This window comes from Klenkia taihuensis (assembly GCF_900112525.1).
In the GTDB taxonomy this organism is placed as follows: Bacteria; Actinomycetota; Actinomycetes; order Mycobacteriales; family Geodermatophilaceae; genus Klenkia; species Klenkia taihuensis.
In genome coordinates this window covers 174,459-190,918 of record NZ_FOMD01000003.1, presented here as the reverse complement: position 1 = coordinate 190,918, position 16,460 = coordinate 174,459, and the positions used below count along the sequence as shown (strand labels likewise).

The window sequence follows — 16,460 nt, the reverse complement described above, 5'->3', positions numbered from 1 at the left end:
CGCCGCGCAGTCGTTACACGGCCGACTTCGCGGCGGTCGCCAGCGCGGCGAGCGTGTCGATCAGCGGCGGGGTGTCGTCGGCGTCCAGGACCGCCCGGACGACGTGCACCCGCCCGGTGTCGGCGAACGCGTCGGCCAGCGCCCCGGCCAGCGCGGCGTCGGTGGTCGCCTCGGCGTAGGCGGCCCGGCCGCCGGTGAAGCCGGCGACGAGCATGCCCCAGTCCCAGGCGGCGACGTCGTTGTAGGCCGCGCGCGGCGACTGCAGCGCGCGCTCGATGGTGTAGCCGGCGTTGTCCAGCAGCAGGACGACGGGGGTGAGCCCGGCGGCGGCGATCGTGGACAGCTCCTGCACGGTCATCTGCGCCGCGCCGTCCCCGATGACCAGCACGGGCCGGCGGTCGCGGTCGGCCAGGCCCTGGCCGAGGACGGCGGGCAGCGCGTAGCCGATGGAGCTCCAGATCGGCTGGCCCCCGAACACGGTGTCGGCGGGCAGCGGCATGCCCAGCGCGCCCCAGTAGGCGGTGCCGGTGTCGGCCAGCAGCGCGGTGCCCGACGGCAGCGCACCACCCAGCACGTGCCAGAGCTGGGCCTGGGTCAGCGGGCCGCCCGCGGCGGGGACGGCGGGGGCCTCCTGCGCTGCGGCGGCGAACCGGGGCCCGACCCGGCCGGCGAGCGCACGGTCCAGCGCGGCGAGGGCGTCGGGCAGCAGCACCCGGCCGGTCTCCTCGGCGCCGAACCCGGCGCGGTCGGCGGCCAGGAACGGGGTGTCGACGCCGGGGCGGCGGTGCGAGCCGAAGCCGGTCAGCTCAGTGGTCAGCACGGTGCCGACGTGCACCACGACGTCGGCCTCGTCGACGACCGCGCGGGCGCCCGGGTCGAGCATGGAACCGGCGTAGGACCCGGCCAGCGACGGGTGGCCGGGCTCGAGCACACCGCGGGCGGACAGCTGGGTGACCACCGCGACGCCGTGCCGGGCGGCGAGGTCGGCGAGCTCGCGGCCCAGGCCGAACCGGGGCACCAGCTGGCCGACGAGCAGCACCGGGCGCTCGGCGCCGGCCAGCTGCTCGGCGAGCCCGGCCTCGAACGCGGCCAGGGCGGCGTCGTCGGAGCGGGCGACCAGGCGCTGCGCCAGCGGGGCGGCGTCGACCCGGGCCAGCGCGAGGTCCTGCGGGACGGCGAGGTAGCCGGGCTTGCGGGCGGTGACCGCGGCCAGCAGCACGGTGTCGATCTGCTCGGCGGCGCGCTCGGCGGTCAGCGTCTCCGCGGCGACGGTGACCTCGGCGGCGGCGCGGGAGAAGTGCCCGAAGTCGCCGTCGGCCAGCGTGTGGTGCACCAGCGCGCCGGCCTCGACGGCGGCCCGGCGGGGCGCACCGACGACCTGCACGAGCGGCACGTCCTCGGCGTAGGCGCCGGCGAGGGCGTTGATGACCGAGAGCTCGCCGACGCCGTAGGTGGTGACGACGACGCCCAGGCCGCGGGAGCGGGCGTAGGCGTCGGCGGCGTAGCCCGCGCCCAGCTCGTTGGGGGAACCGACCCAGGTGGGGCCGTCCACCGCGAGGCCGTCGAGCAGGTCGAGGTTGAAGTCGCCCGGGACGCCGAACAGGTGGCCGACGCCCAGCTGCTGCAACCGGGTGCCGAGGTAGGCGGCGACGGTCACCGTGGTGGTGGCCGGGTCGGCGTAGACGGAGCCGTCGGTGGTGGGTCGCTCGTCCAGGGCGGTCATGCCGTCCACGGTGGACGGCACCGCACATGTGCGCAACCATTGCGCGCAACGCTGAGCGATGTGCCCAGCGGGTCTGCCGACTGGACCGGAGCGCTGCGCAGCATGCCCACCATCGACGCGACCGACGCCCGCATCCTGCTCGCCCTCGACGAGGACCCGCAGTCCTCGACGATGGCGCTGGCCACCCGGCTCGGCCTGGCCCGCAACACCGTGCACGCCCGGCTGCGCCGGCTGGAGGACGACGGCGCGCTGCAGGCGCACAGCCGCCGGGTCGACGCAGGAGCGCTCGGCCGGAACCTGCTGGCCTTCATGACGCTGTCGGTGAGCCAGCGGGAGTCCCCCGCCGACACGGCCGCGGCACTGGCCGCGATCCCCGAGGTGGTGGAGGTGCTGGCCACCACCGGCGACGCCGACCTGCTGGCCCGGGTGGTCGCCGTGGACACCGCGGACCTGTACCGGATCACCGAGCTGGTGCTGGCCGCGCCCGGCGTGCAGCGGGCGAGCACGTCGATCGCGCTGGCCGACGTGGTGCCGCTGCGGGTCGCGCCGCTGCTGCGGGAGCGCGCCGGCTGAGGGTTGTGGCCCGGGTCACGCACCCGCTACGGTCCTGCTCAGCAGGCGAGCACGTTGCTCGCATAACGAACAGGGAGGCACCGTGGCCAAGCCGTTCGCATCGTCGGCCGACCTCGCGGCGAAGGAGCAGACGCTGGAGGTGCTCGCCGACGGCGTCTACGCGCTGACCGCCGAGGGCGACCCCAACCTGGGCGCCGTCGAGGGAGAGGACTTCCTGGTCTGCTTCGAGGCGCTGGCCACCCCGGTCGCTGCCCGCCGCTGGCTCTCCCGGCTGCGCGAGCACACCGACAAGCCGGTCCGCTACCTGGTGCTCAGCCACTACCACGCCGTCCGGGTGCTGGGGGCCTCCGCGTTCGACGCCGAGGTCATCGTCAGCTCCGAGCAGACGAAGAGCCTCATCGCCGAGCGCGGCCAGCAGGACTGGGAGAGCGAGTACGGCCGGATGCCCCGGCTGTTCGAGGAGCCCGAGTCCATCCCCGGCCTGACCTGGCCCACCCTGACCTTCCGGGACATGCTCACCATCGAGCTGGGCGGTGACCGCGGCGAGCTGGTGCTCGAGCACGTCGGCCGCGGCCACACCGAGGGCGACGTCGTGGCCTGGATCCCGAAGCACGGGATCCTGTTCGCCGGCGACCTGGTCGAGAGCCAGGCAGCGCTGTACACCGGCGACGCGTTCCACTTCGACTGGGCCGCCGGCACCCTGGACCGGGTCAAGGCCTTCGGCGCCCAGCAGCTGATCGGCGGCCGCGGCGCCATCGCCCGCGGCCGCGACGAGGTCGACGCCGCCGTCGAGCAGACCCGCGCCTTCCTCACCACGATGCACGACACGGTCGGCACCGCGCACCGCTCCGGCGGCACGCTGAAGGACGCCTTCGACGCCACGCACGCCGCGCTGGCCCCGAAGTTCGGGCACTGGCCGATCTTCGAGCACTGCCTGCCCTTCGACGTCTCCCGGCTGTGGGACGAGTTCTCGGGCATCGAGCGCCCCGTCATCTGGACCGCCGAGCGCGACCGCCAGGTGTGGGACCAGCTGCAGTCATGACGGCACCGGTCCTCGTCGTCGGGTGCGGCCCGGTCGGTCAGACGACCGCGTTGCTGCTGGCCCGCTGGGGCCTGCCCGTGGTGGTGCTCGACGCCCGGCCCGAGCGCGACCTGGTCGGGTCCAAGGCGATCTGCCAGCAGCGCGACGTCCTCGACGTCTGGGACTCCGTCGGCGTCCAGGTCGCCCCGCACGGGGTCACCTGGACCACCGCCCGCACCTTCCACCGCGACCGCGAGCTGTTCTCCGCAGGTTTCGTCGACCGGGGTCGCTCGCCGTTCCCGCCGTTCGTCAACGTCAGCCAGTGCCGCACCGAGGAGCTGCTGGACGAGGCGATTGCCGGCCAGCCGCTGGTCGAGGTCCGCTGGGGCGCCCGGGTGGAGGGCATCGACCAGGACGAGGACGGCGTGGTCCTGCGCTGCGCCGACGGCAGCGAGCACCGCGGCAGCCACGCCGTCGTCTGCGGGGGCGCGCGGGCCGACCTGCTGCGCCGCGAGCTCGGCCTGTCCTTCGAGGGCCGGACGTTCGGCGACCAGTTCCTCATCTGCGACATCCGCACCGAGCTGCCCGGCTGGGAGACCGAGCGCCGTTTCTACTTCGACCCCGAGTGGAACCCCGGCCGGCAGGTGCTCATCCACCCCTGCCCGGACTCCACCTTCCGCATCGACTGGCAGGTGCCGCCGGACTTCGACCTGGCCGCCGAGGAGGCGTCGGGGGGCCTGGACGCCCGGATCCGGCAGGTCGTCGGCGACCGGCCCTACGAGGTGGTCTGGAAGTCGGTCTACCGGTTCCACTCCCGGGTGGTCGACCGGATGCGGGTCGGTCGGGTGCTCGTCGCCGGCGACGCCGCCCACCTGGTCTCCCCCTTCGGTGCCCGCGGGCTGAACTCCGGGGTGCTGGACGCCGAGAACGCGGCCTGGAAGATCGCCTTCGTCCGGCGCGGCTGGGCCGGCGAGGACCTGCTGGAGACCTACTCCACCGAGCGGCACGCCGCGGCGGTGGAGAACCTCGACGTCACCGGGGCCACCATGCGGTTCCTGGTGCCGGGCAGCCCCGAGGAGGCCGCGCACCGGCTCGACGTGCTCGAGCGCGCGGCCACCGACCCGGCCGCCCGCGCCCAGGTCGACAGCGGCCGGCTGGCCGAGCCGTTCTGGTACTCCGGCTCGCCGCTGACCACCCCCGACCCGCGGCGCCCGGCCGCCGGGCGACCCGCCCGCGGCGACGTCCCCGAGCCCGCGCCCGGGGTGCTGGCCCCCGACGTCCCCGTGGTCGTGGCCGCTCGGCCGGACCTGACGCGGCTGCGGTCCCTGGCCCGGGAGGGCCTGACCGTGCTGCTGGCCGCCGAGGCCCCCGACGTCCCCGCCCCGGACGCCGCCGGCCCGGTGGCGGTGCACCGGATCGACGACCTGGACCCCTCCGGCCTGCTGGCCGGGGCGCTCGGGGCCTGCGCCGACGAGATCTGGGTGCTGCGGCCCGACGCGCACGTGGCCGCCGTCCTCACCGACCCGGCCGACCTCCCGTCCGCCCTCGCCCGCATCACCACCCCGTCCCTGGAGCGGATCTGACATGGCCTTCTACCGGCAGGTGGGGAACGTCCCGCCGAAGCGGCACACCCAGCACCGCACCCCCTCCGGCGGCCTGTACCGCGAGGAGCTGATGGGCGAGGAGGGCTTCTCCTCCGACTCCTCGCTGCTCTACCACGCCGGCGTCCCCAGCTCGCTGGTCGACGCCCGGCCCTGGCAGCTCCCCGACCAGGCGCTCACCCCCAACGCACCGCTGCTCCCCCGGCACCTGAAGCTGCACGACCTGGGCTTCGCCGCCGACGCCGACCCGGTGCTGGGCCGCCGGCTGGTGCTGGGCAACGTTGACGTCCGCATCCACTACTCGGTGGCCACCGCGCCGAGCCCGCTCTACCGCAACGCCACCGGCGACGAGTGCGTCTTCGTCGAGCGGGGCAGCGCCGTCGTGGAGACGGTGTTCGGCGCGCTGACCGTCGGCACCGGCGACTACGTGGTCATCCCGCGCGCGACGACGCACCGCTGGGTGCCCGACGGTGAGCTGCGGACCTACGCGATCGAGGCGAACTCGCACATCGCGCCCCCGAAGCGGTACCTGTCGAAGTACGGCCAGCTGCTGGAGCACGCGCCCTACTGCGAGCGCGACCTGCGCGGGCCGACCGGGCCGCTGGTGGTCGAGGGCACCGACGTCGAGGTGTACGTCAAGCACCGCGGCGACGGCCCCGGCGGACTGAGCGGCACCGTGCACGTCGTCCCGGAGCACCCCTTCGACGTGGTCGGCTGGGACGGCTGCCTCTACCCCTACGCGTTCCACATCAGCGACTTCGAGCCGATCACCGGCCGGGTGCACCAGCCGCCGCCGGTGCACCAGGTCTTCGAGGGCGGGGGCTTCGTGGTCTGCAACTTCGTGCCGCGGAAGGTCGACTACCACCCGCTGGCGATCCCGGTGCCCTACTACCACTCCAACGTCGACTCCGACGAGGTCATGTTCTACGTCGACGGCGACTACGAGGCCCGCAAGGGCTCGGGCATCGGCAAGGGCTCGATCTCCCTGCACCCGGGCGGGCACAGCCACGGCCCGCAGCCCTCGGCCATCGAGGGCTCGCTGGGTGCCGAGTCCTTCGACGAGCTGGCCGTCATGGTCGACACCTTCCGGCCGCTCTCGCTCGGCGAGGCCGGGACGGTGTCGGACGACGGGGAGTACGCCTGGACCTGGTCCGGGCGCGGCCCGGCCTCGTGACCGCGTTCCCCCACGGCGTCTTCTCCACCCCCGGCACGCAGCCGCGGACCGGGGTGCTGGTCGGCGACGAGGTGCTCGACCTGGCCGCGGCCTCGGGCGACCCGGTGCACGCCACCGGCAGCCTGGACGCCTTCCTCGCGCAGGGGCCGGCCGCGTGGGCGGCGGTGCGGGAGCAGCTGCCGCGCTGGGCCGACGGGCCGCACCGGGTGCCGCTGGCCGACGTCGAGCTGCACCTGCCGTTCACCGTCGCCGACTACGTCGACTTCTACAGCTCGCGGCACCACGCGGAGAACGTCGGGCGCATCTTCCGGCCCGGCTCGCCGCCGCTGACCCCGAACTGGGAGCACCTGCCGATCGGGTACCACGGCCGCGCGGGCACGGTGGCGGTGTCGGGCACCGACGTCGTCCGGCCCTGCGGTCAGCGCCTGGACGACGACGGGCCCACGTTCGGGCCGAGCCGCCGGCTGGACATCGAGGCCGAGGTCGGGTTCGTCGTCGGCGTCCCCGCACCGGGCCCGGTGGCTGTCGGGGCGTTCGCCGACCACGTGTTCGGTGTCTGCCTGGTCAACGACTGGTCCGCCCGCGACCTGCAGGCCTGGGAGTACGTGCCGCTGGGGCCCTTCCTCGGCAAGAGCTTCCTGACGTCGGTCTCGCCGTGGGTGGTGCCGCTCGCCGCGCTGGAGCACGCCCGGGTCGACCCGCCGCCGCGGGCCACCGCCGTCCTGCCCTACCTGGACGACGCCGGCCTGCGCTGGGGCCTGGACCTCACCCTGGAGGTCCGGCTCAACGGGCAGGTCGTGTCCCGGCCGCCGTTCGCGCCGATGCACTGGACGGCGCCCCAGCAGCTGGCCCACCTCACCGTCAACGGCGCCACCCTGCGCACCGGGGACCTGTTCGCCTCCGGCACCGTCTCCGGCCCCGACCGCGACCAGCGCGGCTCCCTTCTGGAGCTCTCCTGGGGCGGCACCGAGCCGATCCCCCTCGCCGACGGCACGACCCGCACGTACCTCGAGGACGGCGACACCGTGACCATCAGCGCCACCGCGCCCGGCCCCGGCGGGACCCGCATCGGGCTCGGCGAGGTCACCGGCACCGTCCGCCCCGCCCGCACCGACTGGAGCACCCCGTGACCGACGACCTCGACACCCTCGCCCGCACCGCCCGCCTCGACGTCCTGGTCGAGGGCTACGCCCGGGTGCCCCGCGTCGCCGGCACCGTCTCGGTGATCCGCGACGCCGGGCGGGTGGTCGTGGTCGACCCCGGGATGGTGGCCGACCGGGAGCTGATCCTGCAGCCGCTGGAGGACCTCGGGATCGCCCCCGGCGACGTCACCGACGTGGTGGTCAGCCACCACCACCTGGACCACACGGTCAACATCGCGCTGTTCCCGCAGGTGCCGGTGCACGACGTCGCGTCGGTCATCACCGGCGACCACTTCGAGCGCCGTGCCGCCGACGGGGTGCAGCTCACGCCATCGGTCCGGCTGCTGGCCACCCCCGGCCACACGCCGCAGGACATCACCACCCTCGTCGGCACCGCCGACGACGTCGTCGCCCTCACCCACCTGTGGTGGACCGCCGAGGGCCCGGCCGACGACCCGTACACGCCCGACCGGGACCAGCTGCGCGAGCAGCGCGAGCGGGTCCTGGCGCTGGCCACCCTCGTGGTGCCCGGCCACGGCCCGGCCTTCCGGCCCGGTCCCGACACCCCCCGCTGACCCGCACGACAGGAGACCCCGTGACGACGACGTCCGCCCCTGCCCGGTCCACCACCCGCGAGGAACGCAAGGTCCTCGCCGGCACCCTCGCCGGCACGACCATCGAGTGGTACGACTTCTTCATCTACGCCCAGGCGGCCACCCTGGTGCTCGCGCCGCTGTTCCTGGCCCCGCTCAGCGAGGACTCCCCCGGCCTGGCCACGGTCGTCTCGCTGGCCACCATCGGCATCAGCTTCCTGTTCCGGCCGCTGGGCGCCATCGTCGCCGGCCGCTACGGCGACCGGCTGGGCCGCAAGAAGATGCTGGTGTTCACCCTGCTGCTCATGGGCGGGTCCACCGCGCTGATCGGGCTGCTGCCCACCTACGCCTCCATCGGCGTCGCCGCGCCGATCATCCTGGTCGTGCTGCGGGTGCTGCAGGGCTTCTCCGCCGGCGGCGAGTGGGGCGGCGCCGCGCTGATGGCCGTCGAGCACGCACCGCGCAACCGGCGCGGGCTGTTCGGCGCCTACCCCGGTGTCGGCGTCCCGCTGGGGCTGATCCTGGCCACCGGCGTGCTGCTGCTCATGACGTCGGTGACCACCCCCGAGCAGTTCCTCGCCTGGGGCTGGCGGGTGCCGTTCCTGCTCTCGATCGTGCTCATCGGCGTCGGCTACCTGATCCGGCGCTCGGTCGAGGAGAGCCCGGTCTTCCGCGAGCTGCAGGAGCGCAAGCGGGAGTCCTCCGCTCCCCTGCGCGACCTGTTCGCCACCAACACCAAGCAGGTCGTGCTCACCGCGCTGGTCTTCCTGGCCAACAACGCCGCCGGCTACCTGGTCATCGCCTACTTCATCGGCTACGGCACCCAGACCCTCGGCCTGGCCCGCGGCCCGGTGCTCACCGCGATCGTCGCCGCCTCGGTCTCCTGGCTGGTGTTCACCCTCTACGGCGGCGCGCTGTCGGACCGGATCGGCCGGGTGCGCACCTTCCAGCTCGGCTACGCGCTGGTCTTCGTCTGGATGATCCCGATGTTCCTGCTCGTGGACTCGGCCAACATCTGGGCGTTCGCCCTCGGCGTCGTCGTGCTCTGCGTCGGCCTGGGCCTGTCGTACGGGCCGATGTCGGCCATGTACGCCGAGATGTTCCCGGTCGCCGTCCGGTACTCCGGGGTGTCCATCGGCTACGCGCTGGGCGCCATCCTGGGCGGCGCGTTCGCGCCGGCGATCAGCGAGCTGCTGGTGCAGGAGACCGGCACCGGCATCTCCGTGGGCGTCTACATGATGGTGCTGGCCGCGATCTCCCTCGCCGCCGTCTCGGTGATCAAGGAGACCCGCGGCGCCGACCTGGGCGTGGACGGGCACTGATGGCCGACCCGGTGACGGCGCCGCAGTCGCAGACCCTGGACCGGGGCCTGCGGATCCTCGAGCACCTCGCCGCCACCGGGTCGCCCCGGCCGGTCATGGAGATCGCCACCGCGGTCGGCCTGCACCGGTCCATCACCTACCGGCTGCTGCGCACCCTGGAGGACCGCGGGTTCGTCGAGCGCGACGACGCCGGCCGGTTCGGGCTGGGGCTGACCGTGTCGGTGCTGGCCCGCGGCGTGCGCACCAGCCTGCAGGCTGCGGCCACCGCCCGGCTCACCCCGGTGGTGGAGCGGTTCGGCTGCACCGGGTTCCTCGTCGTCCGGGCCGGGGACGACGCGGTCACGCTCACCAGCGTCGAGCCCCGGGACGTGCCCAGCCACGTCACCCGCCGGCCCGGCACCCGGCACCCCGTCGGCCGGGGTGCGCCCGGGCTGGCGCTGCTCATGCCCGACCCGCCGTCGGACGGCGACCGCCCCGAGCTGGTCACCGCCCGGGCCACCGGCTGGGCGGTCAGCGAGGGCGAGGTCATCCCCGGCGTCCGGTCGGTGTCGGCCCCGGTGCTCGGCCCCGACGGCGCCGCCCGCGCCGCGGTCGCGGTGGTGCACACCGGCATCCCGCACGACGTCGCCGACGTCGGGGCCGCCCTGGTCGCCGCGGCGGCCGCCGTCGCCGCGGACGCCCCCTGAGTGCATGATCCCGGCCATGACCCCGCAGACGGAGCAGCTGGAGCAGACCAACCGCGAGGAGCGCCGGGCCGCCGCCGAGGCGCTGCTGCCGGAGCTGGAGGACGCCGGGGTCACCGCCGTCGCCCTGCCCTGGGTGGACACCTCGGGCATCACGCGGGTGAAGACCGTGCCGCTGGCCAAGCTGCCCTCGGCCGCGGCCTGGGGCGTGGGCATGAGCCCGGTCTTCGACGGCTTCCTGCTCGACGACTCCATCGTCGCCGGCCGGTTCGCCGGCTCCGCGGTCGGCGACCTGCGGCTGCACCCTGACCTGTCCCGGCTGGTCGTGCTGGCCGGGCAGCCCGGCTGGGCGTGGGCGCCGGTCGACCGGTTCACCCAGGCCGGCCAGCCGCACGTGCAGTGCTCCCGCTCGCTGCTGCGCCGCCAGGTCGCGGCGCTGGCCGAGGCCGGGTTCACGGTGAAGGCCGCGTTCGAGGTCGAGTGGGTGGTGGCCCGGCCCGACGGCCTGCCGGACGACCCCGACGCCTTCGTGCCCGCGCTCTCGGGGCCGGCCTACGGCATGACCCGGCTGGCCGAGGTCAGCGACTACGCCCGCGACCTCATGGACGCCCTCGCCGAGCAGGGCGTCGTCGTCGACCAGTTCCACCCCGAGTACGCCGGGGGCCAGCTGGAGGTCTCCGTCGGCGCGCTGGACCCGGTCGGTGCGGCCGACACCGCGCTGCTGGTCCGGAACACCATCACCGCGGTGTCGGCGCAGCACGGGCTGCGGGTCTCCTTCTCCCCCAAGGTCACCGCCGACGGCGTCGGCAACGGCGGGCACGTGCACCTCTCGCTGTGGCGGGACGACGAGAACCTGATGAGCGGGGGCGACGGCGCCTTCGGCCTCACCGCCGACGGCGAGGCGTTCACCGCGGGCCTCCTGCAGCACCTGCCCGGGCTGCTCGCCGTCGGCGCACCCTCGGTCGCCTCCTACCTGCGGCTGGTGCCCTCGCACTGGGCCGGTGCCTACGCCGCGTGGGGGCTGGAGAACCGCGAGGCCGCGCTGCGCTTCGTCACCGGCCCGGACGGCAACCGGCAGTCGTCGGCCAACGTGGAGGTCAAGAGCTTCGACCTGGCCGCCAACCCCTACCTGCTCATGGCCGGCTGCCTGGCCGTCGGGCTCGCCGGGGTGCGCGCGGGCTCCAGGCTGCCCGACCCGGTCGGCGTCGACCCGGCCTCGCTCTCCGACGAGGGACGGCGGGAGGCCGGCATCCGGGCGCTGCCGGCGACGCTGGCCGAGGCGGTGCAGGCCTTCGAGTCCGACGAGGTGCTGGCCGAGGCCTTCGGCGAGGAGCTGGCCGCCACCGTCGTCGACGTCCGCAACGGCGAGATCGCGCTGTTCGAGGGCACGTCGCCGGAGGCCGTCTGCCGGGCGGTGCGCTGGAAGCACTGAGCGCCCCGGCCCTCCGTCCCCGTTGACCTGTTTACGCAGCCGGCGGAGCGAGGTAATCTGTAGCCGTCGCTGGAGGTTCAGCGGCCACGACCACAGCTCACACGGAGGTGTTCACCCCATGCTCACCGCATACGACCCCTTCGGCTCCGCCAGCCCCCTCTCCTCGGCCTTCCGCGCGCTCGACCAGCTCGCCGGCCGCGGGGGCACCACCACCGCCCGCGCCCTGGCCGGGATGCCGATGGACGCCTACCGGGTCGGCGACCAGTTCGTCGCCCACTTCGACCTGCCCGGCGTCGACCCCGGCTCGATCGACCTGTCCATCGAGGGCACCACGCTGACCATCAGCGCCGAGCGCTCGGTCCCCCAGCTCGAGGGCGCCGAGTGGGCGGTCGCCGAGCGGCCGTTCGGCAGCTACACCCGCCAGCTCGTCCTGGGCCGCAGCCTGGACACCGACCGGCTGGAGGCCAGCTACCACGACGGGGTGCTGACCGTCAGCATCCCGGTGGCCGAGAAGGCCAAGGCCCGCAAGATCACCGTCAGCCGCACGGACACCCCCTCCACCATCGAGGGCACCCAGCACCAGGCCGTGGAGAGCTGACCGTGGCCCAGCCGGAGGGGCGGGGTCGCCCCGCCCCTCCGGCCCCCGACCCGCTGGACCGGCTCGACGACCCCGACCGCCCCACCTACACGATCGGCCAGGCCGCGGAGCTGCTCGGCGTGCAGGTCGCCTTCCTGCGCAGCCTGGACAGCTCCGGCGTCGTCGAGCCGGCCCGCTCGGCCGGCGGGCACCGGCGCTGGTCACGCGCCCAGCTGCGGGTCGCCGCGCGCGTCCGGGTGCTGCTGGACGACGGCCACCCGCTGGGCTCGGCCGAGGTCATCATCGGCCTGCAGGACGACGTCGCCGCGCTGCAGGACCGCCTCGACCGTTCCTGACCTGCACGTATCCGTTCCGCGCGGTAAACCCTGCTTGCGCTGTATAGGGTGACCCGGCCGCGCACGGGAGCAACCCGTGCCCTGGACGTCCGGAGACCTCGTGCAGCTGTCCCGTCGCGCCTTCCTCGCCGCCACCGGCGCCGTCGCCGCCCCTCTCCTGCTCCCCGGCTGCGGGTTCGTCGGCGGGTCGGGCGGGAGCGGCTCGGGCACCGGCGCCGAGGGCACGCTGACCTTCACCACCTGGGGCACCGACGCCGAGCTCGCCGGCTTCCGCAGCGCGATCGAGGCGTTCCAGCAGGCCAACGACGGCGCGACGGTGGAGCTCAACGCCGTCCCCTACGAGCAGATGTTCACCAACATCGACGCACAGCTCCAGGCAGGGAACCCGCCGGACATCTTCCGGGTGCCCTACTACACCTTCGGCGCCTACGCCGGGGCAGGCCAGCTGCTGGACCTCAGCCCGCACCTCTCCGACGGCGTGCAGGACCAGTTCACCGACACCGCCTGGGCCGCCGTGCAGAACGACGGCTCCCCGTTCGGTCTCCCGCACCACACCGACACCTCGGCGATCCTCTACAACAGGACGCTGCTCGACGCCGCGGGGATCACCGACGTCCCCACCTCCGTCGAGGACGCGTGGACCTGGGACGAGCTCGGCCAGGTCGCCGACCGGCTCAAGGCCGGCCTGCCCTCGGGCACCTACCCCTTCGCCTACAACTGGCAGGGCAACGGCGTCACCCGCTGGCTGAGCCTGCTCTTCCAGGCCGACGGCGCGTTCCTGGACTCCGACCAGCGGACCCCGCTCATCGACTCCGACGCCGGCCGCTCGGCGGTGGAGTTCTCCAGCTCCTTCTTCCGCAACGGCTGGGTGCCCGACACCGACACCACCACCTCGTCGACCTACGCCGCCGACACCTGGTTCTCCGGCACGGTCGCGATGGTGTGGTCCGGGGCGTTCCAGGTCCCGGACGCCGACTCCACCGCCGACTTCGAGTGGGGCGTCACCTACGCACCGGTCGGCGTGCGCGGCGGCGGCGACTTCGGCGGCAACGCGCTGGTGGCCACCCAGGCGACCGGCCAGCCCGAGCTGGCGGCGTCCTTCCTGGAGTTCGTCACCGCCCGCGAGCAGATGCAGGCCTTCTGCCAGGCCGCCTCGCTGCTGCCCACCCGGCCCGACCTGCTCGACGGGTCGCTGTCCTTCGACGTCCGGCCCGAGACCACCGACGTCTTCGTCGGCCAGGCCGGCCAGGTGCAGCCGCAGGACGCCGCCCAGGTCGCCTCGCCGTCGATGTCGGCGATCATCCCGGTGCTCAAGACGCAGCTGGACGCCGCGTTCCTGGGCAGCCAGGACGCCGCCACGACGGTCACGAACATGGCGCAGGGGATCGCGGACGCCACCGGTGCGTGAGGTGCGGCGCCGCCCCCGGGGGGAGGCACTGGCCGCCTACGGCTTCATCGCACCGAACGTCGCGCTGCTCGGGCTGTTCGTGCTCGTGCCGCTGGTCGGTGCGTTCGTGGTCAGCCTGCAGCGCACCGATGGGTTCGGCGACGGCGAGTTCGTCGGGCTGGCGAACTACGGCCGGCTGGTCACCGACCCCGTCTTCTGGCGGGCGCTGGCCACCACCGCCGGGTTCACCGTGGTCGTCACCGCGGCGTCGATGGCGCTGGGCCTGGCGATGGCGGTGCTGCTGAACTCGGTGCTGCCGGCGCGCGGGCTCTTCCGGTCGGTGTTGATCCTGCCGATGGCGGTGTCGGGGGTGGCCACCGCGCTGATCGGCGTCCTGGTGTTCGACCAGAACAACGGCATCCTGGACAAGCTGCTCGGGGCGGTGGGGCTGCCGGAGGTCAACTGGCAGTCCGAGCCGGTGCCGGCGTTCGCCACGATCGTGCTGGTCACCATCTGGTGGCGGACCGGGTTCAACATGCTCATCTACCTGGCCGGGCTGCAGGGCATCGGGCCCGACCTGCACGAGGCCGCCCGACTGGACGGCGCGAACGGCTGGCAGCGCTTCCGGAACGTGACGCTGCCGCTGCTGGGCCCGTCGTCCTACTTCCTGGTGGTGCTCAACGTCATCTACTCGTTCCAGGTCTTCGACATCGTGTTCGTGCTGACCGGCGGCGGGCCGCAGGGGGCGACGAACGTGCTGGTCACCTACGCCTACGACACCGGGTTCGTCACCCGCGACCAGGGCTACGCCGCCGCGATCGGGATGGTCCTGCTGCTGCTGGCCGTGGTGTTCGCCGTCGTGCAGTGGCGGGCCAGCCGGACGAGGGACCTGGTCGAGTGAGCAAGGCGCTGCGGTTCGGGGCCGCGCTGCTGGCCGCGCTGGTCATCCTGGCGCCGCTGTACTGGATGGTCGTCGTCGCCTTCTCCAGCCGGCGCGAGCTGCTCGGCGGGGACCTGCGGGTCTGGCCGCGGCAGTTCACCCTGGAGAACGTCGAGCGGGTGTTCTCCTCGTTCCCGGTGGTGGCCTGGTTCGGCAACTCGCTGGCCATCTCGCTGGTGGTCGCCCTGCTGTCGGTGACCACCAGCCTGCTGGCCGGCTACGCCTTCGCGCACCTGCGCTTCCGCGGCTCGAACGCCCTGTTCTTCGTCGCCCTCGGCACCCTGGTGCTGCCCATCCAGGTGATCATGGTGTCGCTGTTCCGGATCGTCACGGGGCTGGGCCTCTACGGCACCTACTGGGCGGTCATCCTGCCCACCGCGGCGTCGGCGTTCGGGCTGTTCCTGGCCCGGCAGTTCCTGCTCGGCATCCCGCGCGAGCTCGTCGAGGCCGCCCGGCTGGACGGCGCCGGCCACCTGCGGGTGTTCCGTTCGGTGGTGCTCCCGCTGTCCAAGCCGCTGGTCGCCGTCCTGTTCTTCATGAGCCTGCTGCAGAGCTGGAACGACTTCGCCTGGCCGCTCATCGCGCTGCGCGACAACGCCCTGTACACGCTGCCGATCGGGTTGCTGTACCTGCAGGGCCAGTTCGGCAGCGACTACGGCGCCACGATGGCCTTCGCGCTGGTGAACGTGGTGCCGATGGTGGTCGTCTTCCTGGTCTTCCAGCGCTACTTCGTCGCCGGCCTGACCAGGAGCGGCATCCGCTAGACGACCCCTCATCGCCGGTGATCATGGGGTTGTTGCCACGCGACCCGCCGTCCACTGCGCGGCGGACGGCAACAAGCCCATGATCACCCCGGGCTGGTTGGCCGGCGGGCGGGTGGATAGCACGAGCGGGCGGGTGATGGGGGCGGGTGTCCACATCCGGACCGGTCGTCCACAGATCGCCCCGTGCCGCGGCCAGCCGAGGTCCGCCGGCCGACGCTCGTCGGCATGACGGAGTTCGCCGGCACCTACACCTGGTCCGGCGCCCGCGCGGCCGGTCTGACCCGACGCCAGATCGAGGCGGACGGCGTCCGGCTGGGCCGGGGCGTCTACCGCTCCCGCGCCGAGGACGACGACCTGCGCACCCGGTGCCGCGCCTGGGCCGGGGTGCTGCCCGACGGCGCGGCCTTCGCACTGGACACCGCCGCCCACTTGCTCGGGGCCCACGTGGACGCGCCCACGGTGGTCCACGCGGTGGTGCCGCCCGACCGTCTCGTCCCCCATCGACGCGGCCTAGTCGTGCTGCACCGCGACCTGCGCCCCGAGGACGTCGTCGACGTCGGGGGCCTCCCGGTCACCTCGGGCGCGCAGACCTACCTCGACCTTGCCCGCTGCACGCGCCCCGACGAGCTGGTCGCGATCGGCGACGCCCTGTACCGGGGCGAGCACCTCGACGCCGACCGGGTGCAGGCGCGGCTCGACCGGGCCGACGGGCTGCGCGGTGTCGTGCGGGCCCGCGCCTGCGCACCGAGGTTGACCCCACTGGCGATGTCCCGCCCCGAGAGCCTGGTCCGCTGCTGGATCCTCGACAGCCCCCTGCCGGACCCCGTCCCGCAGATGCCGGTGGTCAACAGGTACGGCGTCGCGGTCACCCACGGGGACCTGGGGTTCGAGGCGTGGCGGCTCATCCTCGAGTACGAAGGCGCCGGGCACGCCACGCTGGAGAAGCTGCACACCGACGTCGACCGGCACTCCCTCGCCGCGGCCGACGGATGGCTCGTGCAGCGCTTCAGCGGCCGCCACCTGGCCCGACCGCGGGTGCTCCTGGCGAGGGTGGAGTCCGCCCTGAGGAGCCTCGGCTGGCGCCCAGACCGCCCGCCTCGTTGATCATGCGGTTGTCGCTACCGGACCCGCCGTCCACGGCACGTCGCCTGGCCACAACCCCATGATCACGG

General features: G+C 74.0%; 16 protein-coding genes. 15 read left to right on the top strand and 1 reads right to left on the bottom strand.

All coding sequences use genetic code 11. The features are described from left to right. Positions 1-13: 13 nt before the first annotated feature. On the bottom strand, positions 14-1,723 hold the full coding sequence (locus BM158_RS13005) for a thiamine pyrophosphate-binding protein (protein WP_131802041.1): 1,710 nt from the start codon (positions 1,721-1,723) through the stop codon (positions 14-16). Positions 1,724-1,825: 102 nt separating this feature from the next. Between BM158_RS13005 and BM158_RS13000 the strand changes: the two genes are divergently transcribed. From BM158_RS13000 to BM158_RS12930, 15 genes are all read left to right on the top strand, one after another. Further along, positions 1,826-2,296, top strand: coding sequence for an Lrp/AsnC family transcriptional regulator (locus BM158_RS13000; RefSeq protein ID WP_091559453.1), 471 nt, complete (start codon positions 1,826-1,828; stop codon positions 2,294-2,296). Positions 2,297-2,378: 82 nt separating this feature from the next. After that, complete coding sequence (locus BM158_RS12995) at positions 2,379-3,338, top strand: MBL fold metallo-hydrolase (protein ID WP_091559449.1); 960 nt, start codon at positions 2,379-2,381, stop codon at positions 3,336-3,338. Continuing rightward, entirely contained in the window at positions 3,335-4,900 is a 1,566-nt protein-coding gene (locus tag BM158_RS12990) for an FAD-dependent monooxygenase (protein ID WP_091559447.1), read from the top strand. Before BM158_RS12995 ends, BM158_RS12990 begins: the two co-directional genes overlap by 4 nt. A gap of 1 nt (position 4,901) precedes the next feature. Further along, the gene (locus tag BM158_RS12985; RefSeq protein ID WP_091559444.1) at positions 4,902-6,092 is read left to right on the top strand and encodes a homogentisate 1,2-dioxygenase; all 1,191 of its coding nucleotides are present in this window, start codon (positions 4,902-4,904) and stop codon (positions 6,090-6,092) included. After that, positions 6,089-7,222 carry a fumarylacetoacetase gene (fahA, locus tag BM158_RS12980; protein WP_229827431.1) on the top strand — a complete coding sequence of 378 codons (1,134 nt, stop codon included), beginning with the start codon at positions 6,089-6,091 and terminating at the stop codon, positions 7,220-7,222. The genes BM158_RS12985 and fahA overlap by 4 nt, the downstream gene beginning before the upstream one ends. After that, on the top strand, positions 7,219-7,809 hold the full coding sequence (locus BM158_RS12975) for an MBL fold metallo-hydrolase (protein ID WP_091559437.1): 591 nt from the start codon (positions 7,219-7,221) through the stop codon (positions 7,807-7,809). The genes fahA and BM158_RS12975 overlap by 4 nt, the downstream gene beginning before the upstream one ends. A gap of 20 nt (positions 7,810-7,829) precedes the next feature. Then, positions 7,830-9,149 (top strand): MFS transporter, encoded by a 1,320-nt coding sequence (locus tag BM158_RS12970; protein ID WP_091559435.1) that lies wholly within the window; start codon positions 7,830-7,832, stop codon positions 9,147-9,149. Further along, positions 9,149-9,835 (top strand): IclR family transcriptional regulator, encoded by a 687-nt coding sequence (locus BM158_RS12965; RefSeq protein ID WP_091559432.1) that lies wholly within the window; start codon positions 9,149-9,151, stop codon positions 9,833-9,835. Before BM158_RS12970 ends, BM158_RS12965 begins: the two co-directional genes overlap by 1 nt. Positions 9,836-9,851: 16 nt before the next feature. After that, the gene (locus BM158_RS12960; RefSeq protein WP_191328529.1) at positions 9,852-11,264 is read left to right on the top strand and encodes a glutamine synthetase family protein; all 1,413 of its coding nucleotides are present in this window, start codon (positions 9,852-9,854) and stop codon (positions 11,262-11,264) included. A 118-nt stretch (positions 11,265-11,382) separates the two neighbouring features. After that, positions 11,383-11,862 carry an Hsp20/alpha crystallin family protein gene (locus BM158_RS12955; protein WP_091559429.1) on the top strand — a complete coding sequence of 160 codons (480 nt, stop codon included), beginning with the start codon at positions 11,383-11,385 and terminating at the stop codon, positions 11,860-11,862. Between the two features lie 2 nt (positions 11,863-11,864). After that, positions 11,865-12,197: a helix-turn-helix domain-containing protein gene (locus BM158_RS12950; protein WP_091559426.1), complete on the top strand. Its 333-nt coding sequence runs from the start codon at positions 11,865-11,867 to the stop codon at positions 12,195-12,197. A gap of 100 nt (positions 12,198-12,297) precedes the next feature. Next, the gene (locus BM158_RS12945; RefSeq protein WP_091559421.1) at positions 12,298-13,605 is read left to right on the top strand and encodes an ABC transporter substrate-binding protein; all 1,308 of its coding nucleotides are present in this window, start codon (positions 12,298-12,300) and stop codon (positions 13,603-13,605) included. 1 nt (position 13,606) lies between these two features. Then, entirely contained in the window at positions 13,607-14,485 is an 879-nt protein-coding gene (locus tag BM158_RS12940) for a carbohydrate ABC transporter permease (RefSeq protein ID WP_091561128.1), read from the top strand. Next, positions 14,482-15,288: a carbohydrate ABC transporter permease gene (locus BM158_RS12935; protein ID WP_207506554.1), complete on the top strand. Its 807-nt coding sequence runs from the start codon at positions 14,482-14,484 to the stop codon at positions 15,286-15,288. The genes BM158_RS12940 and BM158_RS12935 overlap by 4 nt, the downstream gene beginning before the upstream one ends. 225 nt (positions 15,289-15,513) lie before the next feature. Next, positions 15,514-16,392 (top strand): hypothetical protein, encoded by an 879-nt coding sequence (locus BM158_RS12930; RefSeq protein WP_091559417.1) that lies wholly within the window; start codon positions 15,514-15,516, stop codon positions 16,390-16,392. Positions 16,393-16,460: the final 68 nt, after the last annotated feature.